At 70.7% G+C, this 16,593-nt stretch carries 20 protein-coding genes; 10 read left to right on the top strand and 10 right to left on the bottom strand.

The window, feature by feature from the left end; translation table 11 throughout:
• Positions 1–25 precede the first annotated feature (25 nt).
• A complete protein-coding gene (locus ACVW19_RS25105) occupies positions 26–433 on the bottom strand; it encodes a pyrophosphohydrolase domain-containing protein (RefSeq protein ID WP_457461944.1) in 408 nt (135 codons plus the stop codon).
• Positions 434–563: 130 nt separating this feature from the next.
• Here ACVW19_RS25105 and ACVW19_RS25100 point away from each other — a divergent pair, with 130 nt between their 5' ends.
• On the top strand, positions 564–1,559 hold the full coding sequence (locus ACVW19_RS25100; protein WP_457461942.1) for a TAXI family TRAP transporter solute-binding subunit: 996 nt from the start codon (positions 564–566) through the stop codon (positions 1,557–1,559).
• On the opposite strand, the gene ACVW19_RS25095 is transcribed toward ACVW19_RS25100, so the two are convergent.
• Positions 1,538–2,971 carry a sensor histidine kinase gene (locus ACVW19_RS25095; protein ID WP_457461940.1) on the bottom strand — a complete coding sequence of 478 codons (1,434 nt, stop codon included), beginning with the start codon at positions 2,969–2,971 and terminating at the stop codon, positions 1,538–1,540. The genes ACVW19_RS25100 and ACVW19_RS25095 overlap by 22 nt on opposite strands.
• Positions 2,972–2,980: 9 nt before the next feature.
• On the bottom strand, positions 2,981–3,667 hold the full coding sequence (locus ACVW19_RS25090; RefSeq protein ID WP_457461938.1) for a response regulator transcription factor: 687 nt from the start codon (positions 3,665–3,667) through the stop codon (positions 2,981–2,983).
• Positions 3,668–3,964: 297 nt separating this feature from the next.
• Between ACVW19_RS25090 and ACVW19_RS25085 the strand changes: the two genes are divergently transcribed.
• The 8 genes from ACVW19_RS25085 (at position 3,965) to ACVW19_RS25050 (ending at position 10,524) form a co-directional block, all read left to right on the top strand.
• A complete protein-coding gene (locus ACVW19_RS25085; protein ID WP_457461936.1) occupies positions 3,965–4,741 on the top strand; it encodes an amino acid ABC transporter ATP-binding protein in 777 nt (258 codons plus the stop codon).
• A 79-nt stretch (positions 4,742–4,820) separates the two neighbouring features.
• Positions 4,821–5,666, top strand: coding sequence for a glutamate ABC transporter substrate-binding protein (locus tag ACVW19_RS25080; RefSeq protein WP_457461935.1), 846 nt, complete (start codon positions 4,821–4,823; stop codon positions 5,664–5,666).
• An 84-nt stretch (positions 5,667–5,750) separates the two neighbouring features.
• Positions 5,751–6,416: an amino acid ABC transporter permease gene (locus ACVW19_RS25075; RefSeq protein WP_457464775.1), complete on the top strand. Its 666-nt coding sequence runs from the start codon at positions 5,751–5,753 to the stop codon at positions 6,414–6,416.
• Positions 6,413–7,324: an amino acid ABC transporter permease gene (locus ACVW19_RS25070; protein WP_457461933.1), complete on the top strand. Its 912-nt coding sequence runs from the start codon at positions 6,413–6,415 to the stop codon at positions 7,322–7,324. The genes ACVW19_RS25075 and ACVW19_RS25070 overlap by 4 nt, the downstream gene beginning before the upstream one ends.
• Positions 7,325–7,619: 295 nt before the next feature.
• Positions 7,620–9,278: an FAD-dependent monooxygenase gene (locus ACVW19_RS25065; RefSeq protein WP_457461931.1), complete on the top strand. Its 1,659-nt coding sequence runs from the start codon at positions 7,620–7,622 to the stop codon at positions 9,276–9,278.
• A 139-nt stretch (positions 9,279–9,417) separates the two neighbouring features.
• Positions 9,418–9,465: a hypothetical protein gene (locus tag ACVW19_RS25060; RefSeq protein WP_331454204.1), complete on the top strand. Its 48-nt coding sequence runs from the start codon at positions 9,418–9,420 to the stop codon at positions 9,463–9,465.
• 88 nt (positions 9,466–9,553) lie between these two features.
• The gene (locus ACVW19_RS25055) at positions 9,554–10,099 is read left to right on the top strand and encodes a cysteine dioxygenase (protein ID WP_457461929.1); all 546 of its coding nucleotides are present in this window, start codon (positions 9,554–9,556) and stop codon (positions 10,097–10,099) included.
• Positions 10,096–10,524, top strand: coding sequence for a rhodanese-like domain-containing protein (locus tag ACVW19_RS25050; protein WP_457461927.1), 429 nt, complete (start codon positions 10,096–10,098; stop codon positions 10,522–10,524). Before ACVW19_RS25055 ends, ACVW19_RS25050 begins: the two co-directional genes overlap by 4 nt.
• Here the strand turns inward: ACVW19_RS25050 and recX are convergent.
• The 4 genes from recX to ACVW19_RS25030 all read right to left on the bottom strand — a co-directional run bounded on the left by recX (position 10,518) and on the right by ACVW19_RS25030 (position 14,263).
• Positions 10,518–11,354 carry a recombination regulator RecX gene (recX, locus tag ACVW19_RS25045; protein ID WP_457461925.1) on the bottom strand — a complete coding sequence of 279 codons (837 nt, stop codon included), beginning with the start codon at positions 11,352–11,354 and terminating at the stop codon, positions 10,518–10,520. The two genes, ACVW19_RS25050 and recX, sit on opposite strands and share 7 nt — an antisense overlap.
• Before the next feature lie 3 nt (positions 11,355–11,357).
• Positions 11,358–12,473 (bottom strand): recombinase RecA, encoded by a 1,116-nt coding sequence (gene recA / locus ACVW19_RS25040; protein WP_457461923.1) that lies wholly within the window; start codon positions 12,471–12,473, stop codon positions 11,358–11,360.
• 249 nt (positions 12,474–12,722) lie between these two features.
• Positions 12,723–14,009, bottom strand: coding sequence for an AI-2E family transporter (locus ACVW19_RS25035; RefSeq protein ID WP_457461922.1), 1,287 nt, complete (start codon positions 14,007–14,009; stop codon positions 12,723–12,725).
• A 59-nt stretch (positions 14,010–14,068) separates the two neighbouring features.
• Positions 14,069–14,263, bottom strand: coding sequence for a DUF3046 domain-containing protein (locus ACVW19_RS25030; protein ID WP_109380094.1), 195 nt, complete (start codon positions 14,261–14,263; stop codon positions 14,069–14,071).
• A gap of 80 nt (positions 14,264–14,343) precedes the next feature.
• Between ACVW19_RS25030 and ACVW19_RS25025 the strand changes: the two genes are divergently transcribed.
• Positions 14,344–14,586, top strand: coding sequence for a hypothetical protein (locus tag ACVW19_RS25025; protein WP_457461920.1), 243 nt, complete (start codon positions 14,344–14,346; stop codon positions 14,584–14,586).
• A 13-nt stretch (positions 14,587–14,599) separates the two neighbouring features.
• Here ACVW19_RS25025 and ACVW19_RS25020 read toward each other — a convergent pair whose 3' ends face one another.
• From ACVW19_RS25020 to ACVW19_RS25010, 3 genes are read right to left on the bottom strand one after another with little or no spacing between them, the layout of a single operon-like run.
• Complete coding sequence (locus ACVW19_RS25020; protein ID WP_109380092.1) at positions 14,600–14,908, bottom strand: AzlD domain-containing protein; 309 nt, start codon at positions 14,906–14,908, stop codon at positions 14,600–14,602.
• Positions 14,905–15,660, bottom strand: a complete 756-nt coding sequence (locus ACVW19_RS25015) for an AzlC family ABC transporter permease (protein ID WP_457461919.1) — start codon at positions 15,658–15,660, stop codon at positions 14,905–14,907. Before ACVW19_RS25015 ends, ACVW19_RS25020 begins: the two co-directional genes overlap by 4 nt.
• A complete protein-coding gene (locus tag ACVW19_RS25010; protein ID WP_457461918.1) occupies positions 15,558–16,526 on the bottom strand; it encodes an AraC family transcriptional regulator in 969 nt (322 codons plus the stop codon). Before ACVW19_RS25010 ends, ACVW19_RS25015 begins: the two co-directional genes overlap by 103 nt.
• Positions 16,527–16,593: the final 67 nt, after the last annotated feature.

Here is a 16,593-nt window from a genome sequence, read left to right as displayed (position 1 = left end):
GAGCGGGCTCCGCCCAGACCCCGGATCAGACCTCCGCGCCCGGCGTCCATCCCTGCCGGCGCAGCACCTGGGACACGTCCGGGGCCTCGTAGTGGTCCCCCTTGAGGACCTTGCCGTCGGAGCGGCGGATGATCCGGCCGTCGGGGCCACGCTTGGTCATGTCGGAACGGTGGATCTCGGAGATCACCGCGTCGAGGTCGATGCCGTGGACGAGCGCCGTGCCGTAGGCGACGTAGACGACATCGGCCAGTTCGTGCGCGAGCCGGTCGAGCGGGCCGTGCACCGCCACCTCCGCGACCTCGGCGGCCTCCTCGGCGAGCAGTTCGCCGCGGTGGGCGGCGAGTTCCGGGGAGACCTCGGTCGGTGTCTCGCGCGCGTCCAGCCCGAAGGCACGGTGGAACTCACGGACCAGGTCGGCGGGCGAAGCGCTCATGCCGTGACTTTAGCCGCCGCCTCGGACAGTCCCGGCTGCATTGTCCGGTCCGTCGTCCTGCCCGCCTTCCGGCCGGGTATGTGCGCTCTGCCCTGGTCAGCGGGGCGTACGGGCTGGCAGGATCGCGCCCATGTCCAACGCTCTGTCCCGTATCGGCAGGCGCCGGGTCCTGCGGGGCGCGGTCGCCGGTTTCGTGGCGCTCGGACTGCTGCTGTGGTGGCTGGCCCCCTGGAGCGAGGAGCCGCCCCGTGGGACGGTCACCCTGAGTACGGGGATACGCGCGGGGGTGTACCAGAAATACGGAGAGCTTCTGCGCACCTCGCTCAGCACACACATGCCGGACCTCGAAGTGCGGCTGCTGACGAGCGACGGGTCGCAGGAGAACGTACGCCGGGTGGCGACCGGAGAGGCCGACTTCGCGATCACGGCGGCCGACGCGGTGGAGACGTACAGACTGAGCGACCAGCGCGGTGCCGACCAGCTGCGCGGAGTCGCCCGTCTCTACGACGACTATGTGCAGCTCGTGGTCCCGCCCGGCTCCGACATCCGTTCCGTCGCCGATCTGCGGGGGAAGAGGGTCGCCATCGGGCCGCCCAAGTCTGGCGTGCGGCTCATCGCGAACCAGGTGCTCAGGGCGGCGGGCATCGACCCGGAGCAGGACATCAGACCCTCCGCGGACGGCATCGACACCGGCCCGGAGCGGCTCGGGCGAGGGCTGGACGCGTTCTTCTGGTCGGGCGGGCTGCCCACGGACGGCCTGCGGACGTTCTCCGAGAACTCCGGTCTGCGGTTCGTGCCGATAACGGCCGACCTGGTCGCCCAGCTCCACCGGCAGAGTGGTGCCACGCGCCACTACCGGGCCACCAACATGCCGGAGTCGGCCTACCCCGGTAGCCAGCACGGCGCGACCGTCCCGACGATGGCCGTGTCCAATCTGCTGATCACACGGGCGGACACGGACCCGCGGCTCACCGAATGGCTGACCCGGATCGTGCTCAAGAGCCGGGACGGCATCGGGGCACACGTCCACTCCGCCCAGTTGGTCGACGTGCGCACCGCCATCTACACCGATCCGCTCCGGCTGCACGACGGCGCACGCCGGTACTACCGGTCCGTCAAGCCCTGACCCGTGGTCGCCCCCGTGGGGGCGCTCCTCGGCACCGTCACCGTCACCGTCAGCCCGTGCGGCTCGTGGCGGTCGTACGCGATCGAGCCGCCGCCCGCCGTGAGCAGGGCCCGGGCGATGGACAGGCCGAGGCCCGAGCCCTTGATGTTCTGGTGCCGCCCGCTGCGCCAGAAGCGGTCCCCGACGCGGGCCAACTCCTCACCGTTCAGACCGGGGCCGTGGTCGGTGACGACGACGGTGGAGGTGTCACCGTTGGAGGAGACGGCCACCTCGACGTTCTCGCCCTCCGGCGTGAACTTCACCGCGTTGTCGATGACCGCGTCCAGCGCGCTGGACAGGGCGACCGGGTCGGCCCACGCCGTGGTCGGCGGGCAGTCCCCCGCCAGCAGGACCCCCTTGGCCGCGGCGGTGGGCGACCACGCCGCCACCCGTTCGGCGGCCAGGGCTCCGATGTCGGTGACCTGGAGCTGGGCCTCGCTGTGCTCGGCCAGCGCCAGGTCGAGCAGGTCGTCCAGGACGTGCGCCAGCCGCCTTCCCTCGGTCTGGACCGAGGCGATCTCCTCGTTGCCCTCGGGCAGTTCCAGGGCGAGCAGTTCGATGCGCAGCAGCAGCGCCGAGAGCGGGTTGCGCAACTGGTGCGAGGCGTCGGCGACGAAGGCGCGCTGCTGTTCCAATACGCCCTCGACGTTGTCCGCCATCTCGTTGAACGACCGGGCGAGCCGCCGGAGCTCCGGCGGCCCGCCGGCCACCGCGACCCTGGACTTCAGCCGCCCGGTGGCGATGTCGTGAGTGGTGGCGTCCAGGACTCGTACGGGCTTGAGCACCCAGCCGGTCAGCCGCAGGGCCGCGCCGACCGCCAGCAGCATCGCCGCCCCCTCACCCACGACGATGATCAGCCAGCCCTGGAGGATGCGTGAGCGCATCTGCGCGGTGGGCGAGTCGGTGACGACGACCGCGACGACGTCGCCGTCCCGGATGACCGGCGAGGCCACCACCAGTCTGCGCTGCTCCCAGGGCCACACCTGCTCGGGATCATGGCTGCGGCGGCTGAGCAGCGCCTCCTGGAAGGCGTCGCGCACCTCGCCCGTCCCGGGCAGGAACCAGTCGTCCGGCGCGTGCGCCATCGGGACGTCGTTGCGGTGGAAGACGCCGGCCCGGATGCCGTACACCTCGTGGTAGCTGCGGAGCTCGCTGCTGAGGGTCTCCTGGCGCTCGTCGACGTCGCCGGCCACGGGGTCGGCCGGCTCGGTGACGAACTGGGCGAGGGCCGCGAAGCGCGCCGTGTCGTCGATCCGGTCGACGACGACCTGTTGCTGCTGCGCACGCGCCAGACTGACGGCGAGCGGAACCCCGAGCGCGAGCAGTACGGCCGCCATCAGGACGATGAGCAGCGGCAGCAGACGTGTGTGCACCCGGCCACGCTATGCCGCGGGCTCGACGAGCCGGTAGCCGACTCCGCGTACCGTCTCGATGAGGGCCGGCATGCGCAACTTGGCGCGCAGGGAGGCGACATGCACTTCCAGAGTGCGCCCCGTTCCCTCCCAGCTGGTGCGCCACACCTCGCTGATGATCTGCTCGCGGCGGAAGACGACCCCGGGTCGCTGGGCGAGCAGGGCCAGCAGATCGAACTCCTTGCGGGTCAGCTGGACGACCGAACCGTTCACGCTGACCCGCCGGGTCGGCAGTTCGATGCGCACGGAGCCGAGACGCAGCTCGGCCTCACCGGCGGCGACGGCGTCCTCCTGGACGGTGCGCCGGCTGACGGCGTGGATCCGGGCCAGCAGTTCGCCCGTGTCGTACGGCTTGACCACGTAGTCGTCGGCGCCGAGGTTGAGTCCGTGGATGCGGGAGCGCACGTCGGAGCGGGCGGTGACCATGATCACCGGGGTGCCGGTGCGTTTACGGATCTTGCCGCAGACCTCGTAGCCGTCCTGATCGGGCAGGCCCAGGTCGAGGAGGACGACGCCGAAGCCGTCGGCCTCGGGGACGAGCGCCTGGAGTGCCTCCTCGCCGCTGCGCGCGTGGGTGACGTCGAACCCGTGCCTCGCCAGGATCGCCGACAGGGCGGCGGCGACGTGGTTGTCGTCCTCGACGAGCAACAGTCTCATCCGGTCCCCCTTCGGTTCATCGGCCGTACGCTCTGCCTGTGTAAAAACTGTCTGCGTACAAAATGTGTGCACGCGCGTGCACCTTGCAGTGACGCCGATGAACGGGGACGGAGTCAAGAGGGTTCCGGTTGCGCTTCGGTACCGTTACCCGGCCGAAATGAGCCCTGCTCACAAGTGCCACGACACGTATCCGATTGCTACCGGATCGTGATGCTCAGATTCCCCTCAGATGTAATGACGCGGATCTGAAGGATTACTACTGTCCTCCCAAACCGAGGAGGACGGAGCCTGAGAGCGATGACCGAAGTATCGGCGGCCAAGGAAGATGTGGCTGCGACCGGCGACCTGGTCGTCCTGAAGAGCGTCAACAAGCATTTCGGCGCGTTGCACGTGCTCCAGGACATCGACCTGACGGTCGCCCGCGGCGAAGTCGTCGTGGTCATCGGGCCCTCCGGGTCCGGAAAGTCCACCCTGTGCCGCACCATCAACCGTCTGGAGACGATCGACAGCGGATCGATCACGATCGACGGGAAGCCCCTGCCCCACGAGGGCAAGGAGCTGGCGAGGCTGCGGGCCGACGTGGGCATGGTCTTCCAGTCCTTCAACCTCTTCGCGCACAAGACGGTGCTCGAGAACGTGGTGCTGGGCCAGGTCAAGGTCCGCAAGAAGGACAAGAAGCAGGCCGAGGAGCGGGCCCGTGCCCTGCTCGACCGGGTCGGTGTGGGCGCGCAGGCCGAGAAGTACCCCGCGCAGCTCTCCGGCGGCCAGCAGCAGCGTGTCGCCATCGCGCGGGCCCTGGCGATGGAGCCCAAGGTCATGCTCTTCGACGAGCCGACGTCGGCTCTCGACCCGGAGATGATCAATGAGGTCCTGGAGGTCATGCAGCAGCTCGCCCGCGACGGCATGACCATGATCGTCGTGACCCACGAGATGGGATTCGCCCGGTCCGCCGCCAACCGCGTGGTGTTCATGGCGGACGGCCGCATCATCGAGGCCGCTTCGCCGGACCAGTTCTTCAACAATCCGCGCAGTGACCGTGCCAAGGACTTCCTGTCGAAGATCCTGCACCACTGACGGCGCCCTCGCGCCCTGACGACTTGCGTCACCGGATGAACCGGGCCGCATCACTTCACCAGTCAAAAGGATGTGCACCATGAAGCTCCGCAAGGTCACCGCCGCCTCGGCCGCCGTGCTCGCCCTCGCCCTGACCGCCACCGCCTGCGGGGGCGGCAGCGACAAGGACAGCGGTTCGTCCTCCTCCGGGGGCGGCGGCGACAAGATCAAGATCGGCATCAAGTTCGACCAGCCCGGTCTCGGCCAGAAGACCCCGCAGGGCTACGCGGGCTTCGACGTGGACGTCGCCACGTACGTCGCCAAGAAGCTCGGCTACGACGAGAACCAGATCGAGTGGAAGGAGTCGAAGAGCGCCGACCGCGAGACCATGCTGCAGCGTGGTGACGTCGATTTCATCGCCGCCACCTACTCGATCACCCCGGAACGCCAGGAGAAGGTCGACTTCGCCGGCCCGTACCTGCTCGCCCACCAGGACGTGCTGATCCGCGCCGACGACAACAAGATCAAGGCGCCGGAGGACCTGAACAGCGCGAAGCTGTGTTCGGTCACCGGCTCCACCTCGGCGCAGAACGTCAAGGACAAGCTGGCGCCCAAGGCCCAGCTGCAGCCGTACCCGACGTACTCGGCCTGCCTGCCCGGTCTCCAGAACGGTGCCGTCGACGCGCTGACCACCGACGACTCGATCCTCGCCGGTTACGCCGCCCAGGATCAGTTCAAGGGCAAGTTCAAGCTCGCCGGCTTCAAGATGACCAACGAGAACTACGGCATCGGCGTCAAGAAGGGCAGCGACCTCAAGGCGAAGATCAACGAGGCGCTGGAGGCCATGGTCTCCGACAAGTCCTGGGAGAAGGCCGTGAAGGACAACTTCGGCCCGGCCGACTACCAGAACGAGCCCGCGCCGAAGATCGGCGACGTCAAGAGCTGAGGCCTCGCCTGACAGGGTGCGCCGTCCCGAGTGCGGGGCGGCGCACCGGGGCGGGCATACCTACACGCGGAAGCGCGGGAGATCGTGTTCGACTTTCTTGAAGATTACGACCTGCTGGGGGCCTTCTGGACGACGGTGCAGCTCGCTGTGCTCTCCGCCGTCGGCTCCCTGGTCTGGGGCACCCTGTTGGCCGCCATGCGCGTCGGCCCGGTGCCGCTGATGCGCGGTTTCGGGACCGCGTACGTGAACATCGTGCGGAACATCCCGCTGACCGTCATCATCTTGTTCACGTCGCTGGGCCTGAGCCAGACGCTGGGCATCAATCTCGGCGCGGACGACTTCGAGACGATCAACTTCCGGCTCGCCGTCCTCGGCCTGATCCTCTACACCTCGGCTTTCGTGTGCGAGGCGCTGCGCTCCGGCATCAACACGGTGCCGGTCGGCCAGGCCGAGGCCGGCCGCGCGCTCGGCCTCAGCTTCAGCCAGGTCCTGGGCCAGGTGGTGCTGCCTCAGGCGTTCCGCTCGTCCGTCGGCCCGCTGGCGAACGTGCTCATCGCGCTCATCAAGAACACCACGGTGGCCGCCGCCATCGGCGTTGCCGAGGCGGCCCTGCTGATGAAGGAGATGATCGAGAACGAGGCACAGCTGCTGCTGATCTCCGCGGTCATCGCTTTCGGTTTCGTGGTTCTGACGCTGCCGACCGGCCTGTTCCTCGGCTGGGTGGGCAAGAAGGTGGCGGTGAAGCGATGAGTTCCGTCCTGTACGACGCCCAGGGCCCCCGCGCCAAGAGGCGGAACATCGTCCTCACGACGGTCTTCCTGGCTGCCTCCGGCGCCCTGTTGTGGTGGGTGTTCAGCACCCTCCAGGACAAGGGCCAGCTGGAGTGGTTCCTGTGGAAGCCGTTCTTCACCAGCGGCGAGCCGTGGTCCACGTACATCTGGCCGGGTCTGCAGAACACCCTGAAGGCCGCCGCGCTGTCGGTGGTCATCGCGCTGCCGCTCGGTGCCGTCTTCGGCATCGCCCGGCTGTCGGACCACGCCTGGATCCGCGTCCCGGCCGGGCTCGTGGTCGAGTTCTTCCGGGCCATCCCCGTCCTGGTCCTGATGATCTTCGGTCTCGCCCTGTTCGCCGAGTACACCAGCGTCAGCTCCGACGACCGTCCGCTGTACGCGGTCGTCACGGGTCTGGTGCTGTACAACGCCTCCGTCCTCGCGGAGATCGTGCGCGCCGGCATCCTGTCCCTGCCCAAGGGCCAGGCCGAGGGAGCGATGGCGATCGGCCTGCGCAAGAACCAGACGATGCGGCTGATCCTGCTGCCGCAGGCGGTCACCGCGATGCTCCCGGCCATCGTCAGCCAGCTCGTCGTCATCGTGAAGGACACCGCCCTCGGCGGCGCCGTCCTCACCTTCCCCGAGCTGCTCGCCGCGGCCAACACGATGAGCGGCTACTACGGCGCCAACGTCATCGCCAGCCTCACGGTGGTGTCCGTGCTCTTCATCGCGCTCAACTTCGCCCTCACCTCCTTCGCCTCCTGGCTGGAGAAGCGCCTGCGCCGCAGCAAGCGCAGCACGGGCGCGGTCGTCGGTGTCACCGAGGTCGACGACCTCAACGCGGCCGAGGTCGGGGACACGCGCGGAGCGGGGACGGGCAAAACCTGACGCGCCCCTCCGTACGACATGGCTGTGGCCCGCCCTTCCGGCGGGCCACAGCCATGTCGGGGCGCAGGGGGGCATCGGGGGCTCGCGAAAATCATCCCGGTACGGGTCGGGCCTGTGTGACGAGCAGTCAAGTGATGTGACGGAACCGGACCGGTTTCATGATCGTCGTCTGCGCCCGTCACTTGACGCAAGCACCGGCAGTAGGTTGCATACGTTCTGTGATCGCGCACCCTGCTCCATCGTCCTGTTCCTCCCTGTCCTCCGGGACGTCACTTCGAGCAGGGGGCGCCGCGCCGTGGACCCGGTGATCATCGTCGGAGCGGGGCCCGTCGGGCTCACGCTCGCCCTGGCGCTGGCGCGTCAGGAGGTGCCGTGCGTGGTCCTCGACGAGGGGCCGGGCAAGGACGAACCGCGTCCTGCCCGGTCGGTGGTGCTGCGCGAGGACACCACGGCGCTGCTGGAGCGACTGACCGGTGCGCCACTGGCCCGGGCCGGCTCCCGTTGGGCCGGATGGCGGTCGATGCGGCGCAAGCAGGTGACACACGAGGTCACTTTCGACACCACCGCGCCCGCCCCCGTGCACATCGCCCAGCACGTCCTCACCGGTGCCCTGCGTGCGGCCCTCGCCCGTGAACGGCTCGTCAAGGTCGCCGTGGACAGCCGTCTGGACTCCCTCGAACAGGAGCCCTCCGGCATCACCGCGCACACCCGCGGCCCCAGGGGCACGTGGTGGCGCGGCAGTTATCTGGTCGGCTGCGACGGCCCCCGCTCCACCGTGCGCAAGCTCCAGGACATCCGCTTCCCGGGCCGCACGGCGGTGGAACGTCACGCCGTGGCCGCGCTGCGTACGGAACTTCCCTGGCCCGGCGAAGCGTTGCTGCACCGGATGCCGCCGTGGCGCGCCTCCGGCCCCTTCGCCGGGGAGATCACCGCGCGTCCGCTGCCGGACGGCGTGTGGCGTCTGGACTGGCTGCTGCCACCGGGCAAGGAACTGGTCACCCCCGAGCTGCTGCTGGCCCGGATCCGGGAGACCCTCGCCGGCTGGGCCGGCGGCCCGACGCCGCCGTACGAACTGCTCGACACCGGGGTCCACACCGTCCACCACCGGCTCGCCCGGCGCTGGCGGGCGGACCGCGTGTTCCTCGCCGGGGACGCCGCGCATCTGCTCGGCACACTGGGCACACACGGGCTGGACGAGGGGCTTCGCGACGCCGACAACCTCGCCTGGAAGCTGGCCCTGGCCTGGCACCACGGCCACCACGAAGCGCTGCTCGACAGCTACCAGGCCGAGCGGCGCGCGATCGTCTCCGCCCGGCTGCGCGCCGCCGATCAGGCGCTGCCGCTGCTGCGGAGCGGTGGAGGGCTGCGTTCCTACGTCCCCGGCTCCGCCCGCGGTCATGACGCGCTCCTGGTGGACGGCCACTTGGGGCAGGGGCCGCTGGGGGCGCCGGGCGGACACGCCGGGTCGCCCCTCGCGCCCCGGGACCTCGAAGGCGAGGTTCCCGTCGACACGCCCCTCGGGGCGCCGGTCACCGATGTGCGGGTCACGGCGGAGGACGGCACCTTCGTCCGGCTGCGGGACCGGCTCGGCCGGGGTGCGCTGCTGGTGGTGCTGATCGCGCCGGGTACCGGCGTGTGGGAGCGCAGGCACTGGGTGTCCGCCGGGATCATGCCCCGGCTGGCGGCGGCCGTGGCGGCGCTGCCGCATCCGGCCGAGCTGCTGGTCGCGGAGAGCTATCCGGGGGCGGCGGCCCACACCGTGCTGCTGGTACGCCCCGACGGTCACCTGGTCACGGCGCTCGGCGGAGTCCGTCCGACGGACCTGTACGCGGCGGCCGAAACGGTGCTCGGCGGACCAACAGATGCAGAAACAGCGGAAACAACGGAAACAACGGGAACAACGGGAACAACGGGGACGGAGGCCCGGGCAGCGGCCGGAGCGGGATCGCGCTGAGGTGCTGGGCGCGGACGATCCGTATCCGCATGCTTCCGGGTGGGTCCGCATGCTGACGGCGAGTTGATCCCGTGTGCGTCGTCGTGGTGTACTCCGGTCCGTGACCGACACCTGTGTGCGCCTGTGGCGGAGGGTCCATATGGACCTCGTCCGCTACGCGGGCTGCGTGTGTCGCTCGTCCTGCTGAACTCGCGCTCCCTCTTTCCCGCGTACTGCTTGCCGCTTCCACGCCGCTGCCGTGCGCGCTCCGCGAACCTTTCCTCAGGACGGTGCACGTGTCTGCCTCCCCTGCTCTTCCCTCCTCCCCTGCGGGCTCCCCCTCTGCTCCCGGCCCTTCGCAGGCAGAACTCCTCGACTTCGTACGGCACGTCGCCGCCGACGCCGAGCTGGTCGCCGCGCTTCCGCTCGATCCGGAGGGTCGCACCTGGGTACGGCTCGACGGACCCGCCGGCAGCGTGGCCTGGCTGATCGGCTGGCCGCCCGGCACGGGCACCGGCTGGCACGACCACGGGGAATCCCTCGGTGCCTTCATGACCGCGGCGGGCGAGCTGCGGGAGAACTCGCTCGCGGTGCGGCTGCCCACCGACGGCTGGAAGACGCTGGAACTGAACGACGGCGTGGACCGGGAACGCCGGCTGACGGCCGGTGAGGGCCGCGCCTTCGACCGGCATCACGTGCACGAGGTGCTCAACGAGTCCCCCGACCGGCACGCGGTCTCCGTCCACGCCTACCACCCGCCCCTGCCCCTGATGCGCCGCTACAGCCGCAGCGGCCAGACCCTGCGCCTGGAGCAGGTCGAGCGCCCGGCGGACTGGCAGTGAGCGGGACGCACGAGCGGGCTGCCGGTGCCCCCGGGATCGACGAACTGCTGGAGCGGGTACGCGCGGGCTACGCACGGATCGAGGCGGTACCCGCGTACGAGGCCGCCCGCGCCGGGGAGGCACTGCTGGTCGACATCCGGTACGCGGCCCTGCGCGACCGGGACGGCCTCATCCCCGGTGCCCTCGTCGTCGAGCGCAACGAGCTGGAGTGGCGTCTCGACCCGCAAGGCAGCCACCGCCTCCCCGAAGCCACCGGTCACGATCTGCGCGTCGTCGTGGTGTGCGACGAGGGGTACGCCTCCAGCCTGGCCGCGGAGTCCCTGCACCGGCTGGGACTTCACCGGGCCACCGACCTGATCGGCGGTTTCCAGGCCTGGCGCACGGCAGGTCTGCCGGTTCGGGCACCGGGCGGGGCCCCTCAGTAGCCCCCGTCGTCCAGGAACTCGGTGTTCTCGCCGTTCTGGCCCTCCTCTTCCAGGGCTTGGCGGACCACCCGCAGGGCGAGGCCCTCGGGGTAGCCCTTGCGGGCGAGCATGCCGGCGAGGCGGCGGATCCGCTTGTCACGGTCGAGTCCGCGGGTGGAGCGCAGCTTGCGGGCGACGAGTTCGCGCGCGGTGGCTTCCTCCTGCTCGGGGTCGAGCTGGGAGACGGCCTCGTCGATCAGGGTGGCGTCGACTCCCTTGGTCCTCAGCTCCCGGGCGAGGGCACGCCGGGCCAGGCCCCGGCCGTGGTGCCGGGACTCCACCCAGGCGTCCGCGAAGGCGCTGTCGTTGATCAGTCCGACCTCTTCGAACCGGGACAGCACCTCCTCGGCGGCCTCATCCGGGATCTCCCGCTTGCGCAGGGCGTCGGCGAGCTGCTTCCGCGTGCGGGGGGTCCCGGTGAGCAGGCGCAGGCAGATGGCCCGCGCCCGCTCGACCGGATCCCCCTCGGGCTCCTCCCGCTCGGCCCTCGAAGAGGAGGAGCCGTCCCCGTCCGCCGCGGTCGCCTCACCGAAGGCCCGGCGTTTGCGCCCACCGCGCGGCCCGCCGTCACGCGAGCCGCTCCCCCGTGAGTCGCCCGCACGACGGGACCCGGCACCGCCTCGGCGCCGGCCGCCGCCCGGGCCCTCACCGGGGAAGCCGGCCGTACCGCCGGCGTCCCCGTCCGTCCCGTCAACGCTCGCGGCTGGGTCTGCGCCGTCTCCGGTGCCTCTCCCCCATGAGGCGCCGGAGGCGGCGAACTCGTACTCGGCCCAGTCGGTTCGTCGTGTCACGGGTCAGCTCTTGGCCGCGGCGGCCTTGGACTTGGTGGTCTTGGCCGCCGGGGCCGCAGCCGCCTCGGCCGGAGCGGTGCTGCCGGCGGCGTCCGTGCCCTGCTCGGCGGCCGGCTCCTCGGGCCGCACGCCGACGCCGAGCTTCTCCAGGATCTTCTTCTCGATCTCGTTGGCGAGGTCGGGGTTGTCCTTGAGGAAGTTGCGGGCGTTCTCCTTGCCCTGGCCGAGCTGGTCGCCCTCGTAGGTGTACCAGGCACCGGCCTTGCGGACGAAGCCGTGCTCCACACCCATGTCGATCAGGCCGCCCTCGCGGCTGATGCCCTGGCCGTAGAGGATGTCGAACTCGGCCTGCTTGAAGGGCGGCGCGACCTTGTTCTTGACGACCTTGCAGCGGGTGCGGTTGCCGACCGCCTCAGTGCCGTCCTTGAGGGTCTCGATCCGGCGGATGTCGATGCGCACCGAGGCGTAGAACTTCAGCGCCCGGCCACCGGTGGTGGTCTCCGGGGAGCCGAACATCACGCCGATCTTCTCGCGGAGCTGGTTGATGAAGATCGCCGTGGTCTTCGACTGGTTGAGCGCACTGGTGATCTTCCGCAGCGCCTGGCTCATCAGCCGGGCCTGCAGGCCCACGTGGGAGTCGCCCATCTCGCCCTCGATCTCCGCGCGCGGCACCAGCGCCGCGACGGAGTCGATCACGATGAGGTCGAGGGCACCGGAGCGGACCAGCATGTCCACGATCTCCAGCGCCTGCTCGCCGTTGTCCGGCTGGGACAGGATCAGGTTGTCGATGTCGACGCCGAGCTTCTTCGCGTACTCGGGGTCCAGGGCGTGCTCCGCGTCCACGAAGGCGACCTGGCCGCCGGCCTTCTGCGCGTTGGCCACGGCGTGCAGGGTCAGGGTCGTCTTGCCGGAGGACTCCGGACCGTAGATCTCCACCACCCGGCCGCGGGGCAGACCGCCGACGCCGAGGGCCACGTCGAGCGCGGTCGACCCGGTGGGGATGACCTCGATGGGCTCGTTCGTCCGGTCACCCATGCGCATGACCGCGCCCTTGCCGAATTGCCGTTCAATTTGTGCGAGCGCGGCGTCGAGCGCCTTCTCGCGGTCGGTTCCTGCCATGGGTTCCACCCGATTTGCTTGGTTCGATCGCTTCACGTCGACGACGCTAGCGCCTGCCACTGACAACGCGCCCCGGCGCACCTCCGGCCTGTGGACAACTGGGGCCCCTTCCCTCACAAACCGGTCCATAGCACCCGCCATCGGGCCTCACCGGCACACCCATGAGAATAGATGTTCGATTTTCGTGTCAAGCGCACCACGCGGCACCCTCACAAGGCGTTCACCCACCGGCGACGGCTCCGCCGTCGCTCAGGAGTCCCCGGGGTCTTCGGTGCCTCCGGTGTTCCCGGTGTCCCCACTCCGGGGTCGTGTCGCACCCCGTCGGCGGCTCCGGAGGCGCCGGGCGCGGGCGACGAGGCTCCCCCGCTCGCCGGAGCGGTGGTGGCCGTGCACGCGGGGGTCGTCCGTGACGTCGTAGCGCTTCACGTACGCGACCAGGAACGCCTGGAGGGTGGCGACCGCGGGGATGGCTATCAGCGCGCCGACGGCACCGAGCAGGGCGGTGCCCATGACGACCGAGCCGAAGGCGACCGCCGGGTGGATGTCGACGGTCCTCGCGGTCAGCTTGGGCTGCAGCACGTAGTTCTCGAACTGCTGGTAGATCACCACGAAGATCAGCACCCACAGCGCGTACCAGGGGTCGACCGTGAAGGCGATCAGCATGGGCAGAGCACCCGCCAGATACGTACCGATGGTGGGGATGAACTGCGACACCAGGCCCACCCACACGGCGAGCACGGGCGCGTAGGGCACCTCGAGTATCTCCAGCAGTACGTAGTGGGCCATGCCGGAGACCAGCGCCATCAACCCGCGCGAGTACAGGTAGCCGCCGGTCTTGTTCACGGCGATCTCCCACGCGCGCAGCACCTCGGCCTGGCGCGCGGGCGGCAGTACGGAACAGACGGCTCGCCGCAGCCGCGGACCGTCGGCGGCGAAGTAGAACGAGAACAGCCCGATGGTCAGCAGCTGGAAGAGGCCTCCGAGGACCTGCGCGGAAACGTCCAGGACACCGGTGGCGCTGTTCTGCACGTAGTTGCGCAGCCAGTCGGAGCGGAGCAGGCCCTCCTGGATGTCCACCCGCCGCAGTTCGGTGTGGAAGTGGGTGTTGACCCAGTTGATGACGGAGTCGAGGTACTGCGGGAAATCCTCGACGATCTTGATGATCTGTCCCGCGAGCATGGATCCGAGCAGCGTGACGAAGCCCGCCGCCACGATCAGCACTCCCAGGAAGACCAGGAAGGTCCCCAGCCCTCGGCGCACCCCTCGCGCGGCCATCCAGCTCACCGCGGGCTCGACGGCGAGAGCCAGGAAGAACGCGATGAGGATGTTGACCAGCAGCCCCGTGAGTTCGTGGAAGGCCCAACTGCCCAGCTGGAACAGGGCGATCAGCGCGAGCGCGAGCACCATGGCGCGCGGCAGCCAGCGCGGCATGCGAGCGCCGGGCGGGGCAGCGGGACCCGGCGGGCCGGGGGGCGGCGGCGCGCTGGGCGCCGAGGGGTGCCGGGCCGCCTGCCCGGTCTCGTCTGTGGGTGCCACGGAGTAAGTTTCGCGCACACCACCGGCAGCCGTCCGCCCTGTGGCCGTCTCTGTGACGATCAGCGCTTTTCCCGCGGCACGTCCATCACCGCGCAGACCACCTGCCAGACGTCCTTGGCGTCCCAGCCGGCCCTCAGTGCCTCGTGCACGGTGCGCCCGCCGAGTTCCGACATGACGTGATCGCGCGCGAAGGTGTCGGCGTAGCCCGTACCGAAGTACTCCGCCATCCGTTCCCAGAAGACCGTCAACCGCATGCCCTCAGTATCCCGCCCGAGCGTGTGGGCCCGAACCGGGACCGCCTGCCGACACCGCTGCGCGCCCTGACGTCCGTCCCGTGTCATCAACCGGATCGGTCCCCCTGCCCCCGAAACCCCCGGCCGACAGCCCGCGCGCCCGCGCGGAGCGTTTCGTCCGGCTGACCGCGCGGGTGCTCGAACAGCGTCTGTTCGCCCACGAGTTCAGGAAGGGCGGTGCCGGCCCGATGGAGCGGGCGCCGGACCCGGCCCTGGTGGCGCGCTCCATGGTGACCATCGACGCGCTGCGCGCGCTCAGGGCGTACGGCCGCCCGGTCGGCTGACCCGGCACCGGTCTCAGCCGCCCAGGGCCCGGACCCCCGCCGTCACCACCACGGCCGCCCCGACGACGACCAGGAACGGGGCGCGCAGCATCAGCGCCACGGCGGCGGCGGCGAGCCCCACCGCCCGCGCGTCCAGCACCAGCGTCTGCCCGTCGGCGAAGGTCTGCTGGGCCGTGAGGGCGGCGAGCAGGGCGACGGGCAGCAGCGCGGCCAGACGCCTGACCAGCGGCCGTTCGAGGGCACCGGCGGGGACCAGCAGCCCGGCCAGCTTGACGGCGTAGCACCCGAGGACGGTCACACCGATCGCGATCCAGATGTTCAACGGTCCTCCCCCGGTACGTCACCGCGCGGTGTGCCCCTGCGACGGCCCTGTGCCCACAGGACCGCCGGTGCCGCGAGCGCGGCCACCAGGACCGGTACACCGGCGGGCAGGACCGGCAGCAGACCGAGTCCCAGCAGGACGGCGAGCCCGGCGACCATCCGTTCGGTGCCGGTGCGCAGCATCGGCGCGAGCAGGGCCAGGAAGACCGCGGGGCCGGCCGCGTCCAGGCCCCACGCGCCGGTGTCCCCGATGGCCTCGGCGCCCAGCGCGCCGAGCAGCGTGGTGAGGTTCCACAGGACGTACAGGCTGAGCCCGGTCACCAGGAAACCGATCCGCGCGCTGCGCCGGGTGGGCTGGGCGAGGGAGACCGCGGCCGTCTCGTCGATGACCCACTGGGCCGCGAACGGCCGCACCGCGCGCGGGAGGGCCAGCAGCTGGGAAAGGCGCAGCCCGTAGAAGGCGTTGCGCACCCCCAGGAAGAACGCCCCGGCGGCGGCCGTGAACGGGCTCCCGCCGGCGGCGAGCGCCCCCACCAGCGCGAACTGGGACGCCCCGGTGAACACGAGAAGGCTGAGCGCACACGTCTGGAGCAGCGTGAGCCCGCTGCCGGCCGAGGTCACCCCGAAGGCGAATCCGGAGAGTCCGACGGCTATCCCGACGCCCAGGGCGTCCCGGACGACGGCGCCGTCCGGTTTTTCTCCCCGTGCGTCCCCGTCCCGGACGTCCGCGAGTGTTGTCTGTTCTGATGCCACACCCCGGACGGTACGTGGAGCGCTCTCCGGACGTCTTGTACGTTCTTGCGCTCGCGCTGGTAGGCGCCCGGCGGCACTCCCACCATCCGGCCGAAGTGCCGGTTCAGGTGCGGCTGGTCGGTGAATCCGACCGCGACGGCGGCCTCCGACGGAACGGTCCCGGCGTCCAGCAGCCGACGCGCCCGCCGTACCCGTGCGTCGGTGAGCCAGGCGTGCGGCGGCATTCCGTAGGTGTCCCTGAAGGCCCGCAGCAGCGCGAACGGGCTGGTGCCCAGTTCGTCGGCCAGCTGCTCCAGCGTCGGCGGGGCGGCCATCCGCTCCTCCAGCAGGGCACGCGCGCGTGCGGCGGTCCGGGCGCCGGCCGTGCGCACCTCGCGTCGGGGCAGCGACCCGCCGTTCAGCCTCAGCAGCCGGGTCACGGCCACCCGCAGCAGTGTGTCGGCGGCGAGCGCGTTGCCCTCGTCGGTGGCCCGCAGTACCTGGTGCACCAGGCGGACGGTGTACGGGTCGTCGAGCACCGGCCGCACGAAGCCCGGGGTGCCGCGCAGGGTGGTGGTCTCCGCGGCGATCGCCGCGACCACCTCGGGCGACGGATACACCGCGCCGTACCGCCAGCCCTCCGGCACCCCGGCCCGCCCGGTGTGCGGGGTGTCCGGGTTCACCAGCGCCAGTGCCCCGGCCCCCGCGTACTGGTCGCCGCCGCCGTGGTGGAAGACCTCCACGCCGTCGGAGATGGCGGCGATCACGAAGTGCTCGTGGGTGTGCCGTACGAACGTCTTGTGGATGTAGCGGGCCCGGAGCAGATCGACGCCGGGCAGGTCGGCGTACTGCCAGTGCCGCGCCCGTTCCTTGCCCTGTTCCGCCATACGGCCATTGTCACCCGTCCCCGAACCGGACCCGCCGGGCCCCGTCCGACCCCGCCGGGCCCCGTCC

The organism is Streptomyces sp. TE5632, from assembly GCF_054061295.1.
The sequence above is the reverse complement of the archived record's forward strand: the minus strand, read 5'-3'. Positions and strand labels throughout refer to the sequence as shown.